The organism is uncultured Thiodictyon sp. (assembly GCF_903946935.1).
Taxonomy (GTDB): Bacteria; Pseudomonadota; Gammaproteobacteria; order Chromatiales; family Chromatiaceae; genus Thiodictyon.
Genome location: NZ_CAJAXH010000044.1, coordinates 1 through 2,059, shown reverse-complemented (window position 1 = coordinate 2,059; position 2,059 = coordinate 1). Strand labels below are relative to the sequence as shown.

At 69.1% G+C, this 2,059-nt stretch carries 3 protein-coding genes; all 3 read left to right on the top strand.

Features of this window, described 5'->3' with window-relative positions; all coding sequences use genetic code 11:
* On the top strand, nt 1-292 hold a 292-nt coding region (gene traL, locus QZX93_RS04715), incomplete at its 5' end, for a type IV conjugative transfer system protein TraL (protein WP_295387718.1).
* Entirely contained in the window at nt 289-876 is a 588-nt protein-coding gene (locus QZX93_RS04710) for a TraE/TraK family type IV conjugative transfer system protein (RefSeq protein ID WP_295387715.1), read from the top strand. The genes traL and QZX93_RS04710, both read left to right, overlap by 4 nt.
* Nucleotides 873-1,916, top strand: a complete 1,044-nt coding sequence (locus tag QZX93_RS04705; RefSeq protein ID WP_295387711.1) for a type-F conjugative transfer system secretin TraK — start codon at nt 873-875, stop codon at nt 1,914-1,916. The genes QZX93_RS04710 and QZX93_RS04705 overlap by 4 nt, the downstream gene beginning before the upstream one ends.
* Nucleotides 1,917-2,059: the final 143 nt, after the last annotated feature.

The following is a 2,059-nucleotide window of genomic DNA, read 5'->3' as shown; positions in this document are numbered from 1 at the left end:
GGCTGACCCAACCGAAATCCCCAAGTACATCGACGATCCACCGCTGATCCTGCTGTGGCGCGTCGATGATCTCGTCCCGATCGTCCTGTGTCTGGTCATCGGGATCTTCACCGGCAGTCCCGGGACGATGTTCAAACTGATTGTCCTGGGCGTCCTCCTGGTGCGCCTGTATTCCAAGTACCGCGAGCGGCGCCCCGATGGGCACGCACTGCACTTCCTCTATTGGTACGGCCTGCTGCCCCTGCGTGGGCGTACCACCCCCAATCCATTCTGTCGGCGGTGGCTACCATGAACCTCCAGCGATTTCTCGCCACCTGGGCCGGGCTGACGCTGGAGAACCGGGTCAACCGCCTGCTCATCCTGCTGCTTATCGGCGTGAACTGCGTGTTGGCGGTGACCATCAACCAGACTGATCGCACCGTGGTGTTGGTGCCGCCGGTGCTGGAAGGGGAGGTGTCGGTCGCCCGCTCCTCCGCCAGTCAGGAGGTCCGGGAGGCCTGGGCGCTGTTCGTTGCCGAGCTGCTCGGCAACGTCACCCCCACCAATGCTGAATTCCTGACCAAGGCCCTGGAGCCACTGCTGGCACCGGCGCTGCGGGTCGAGGTGCTGCGCGTGCTGGACGCCCAGGTCGCGGAGATTCGTCGCGAAAAGGTCAGTCTGGCCTTTGAGCCGCGGGAGATCAGCCGGGACCCGGCCAGCGGCACGATCTACATCACCGGCACCCATGTGACCAGCGGACCGGCCGCCAAGCCGGTCAACAAGGCACGCACCTATGCCCTGCGCGTCGAGTTCAAGAACTACCGTCCGGTCGTGGTCTTCCTGGATTCCTATCCCGGGGAGCCGCGCCTCGGCGCCACCCAAGGGAGCCCGCGATGACCCGTCAACCGACCCTGCTCGCCCTGTGCGTCTCACTCGCGCTCGGCACCGCTCAGGCCGCGCCGGAGCCTGACCCCGGGGCGGCGATCCCGCGGGTCGCCTGCGACCTGTTGGATGTCCGTACCACGGCGGCGGGACCCCGCGCCGACCCGGCCGGGACCGGGGAAAGTTCCCCGGGAGGCGCACCGACCATCCGCCAGGTCGGCGGACTCGACCTGGCCGCCCGCCGGACCAGCAGCGCCCCCGAGCGCCGTGGCGGTTTCCTGCGCGTCGCCATGGGGCCGTCGGCAGGTCAGGCCCCATCCGTCGCCATGGAGCTGGGACCCCGCAACGTCAGCATCACCCCGGGCACCACGGCCTTGATCGAGATCGCCATCGACCACCTCAACCGTATCGTCACGCCCTTCGCGAACCCGGTGGTGCGGACCGTCTCGGCGGCCAGTACCAGCGTCGATGGCCATGTGGTCTACGTGGCCACGTCGACCGAGGAACCCGTGTCCCTGTACATCAGCGACGGGCAGAGCAATGACCTGGCGTTGTCGCTCACCCTGGCCCCGCGGTACGTGCCCCCGCGTGAGATCCACCTGACCGTCCCCGGCTACCGCGGCAAGGGCGCGAGCGGCTCCGGACCCGAGGGCGGCAAATCGGCGTCGCTGCCGGGTGCCGCGGGGGAGGGCAACGGCAGCACCCCCTATGTCGCCGCCTTGACCGACCTGTTGCGGGCCATGGCGCAGCGGCGGCTGCCGGCCGGATTCCAGGTGAAGGGTAACGGTCCGAAGGCGCACTGCGGCCCAGGGCTCAAGATCACCAGGACACAGCTGATCCAGGGGGCGACTGCCAGCGTGCTGACGCTCGGCGTGCGCAATACCGGCACCGGCACCGTGCCGGCCAACGAGTCGGCCTGCGACCTGGACAAGGGGATCGTCGCGGCGGTCGGCGCCTGGCCGTTGAAGGCCCTGGCGCCGGGGCAGGAAACCGAGGTCTTTCTGGTGCTCCAGGAAGGGGCCGTCGCGACTGACCCGAGCGGGACACCCCGGTGATGAATCTCAAGAGCCGATGGGCCTCCCTTTCGCCCGGCGTCCAGCGTGTGGTGGCCTGGGGTGCGGGCGGCTCCGTGCTGCTCCTCCTGGCCGCGATTGCGGTACAGAGCGCCGGGGCACCCACACCCCGCGGCAGTGCCCAG

What these genes read in the sequence shown, in the direction of transcription:
- QZX93_RS04710 (WP_295387715.1), top strand. Translation starts at nt 289, where the DNA reads ATGAACCTCCAGCGATTTCTCGCCACCTGGGCCGGGCTGACGCTGGAG.
- QZX93_RS04705 (WP_295387711.1), top strand. Translation starts at nt 873, where the DNA reads ATGACCCGTCAACCGACCCTGCTCGCCCTGTGCGTCTCACTCGCGCTC.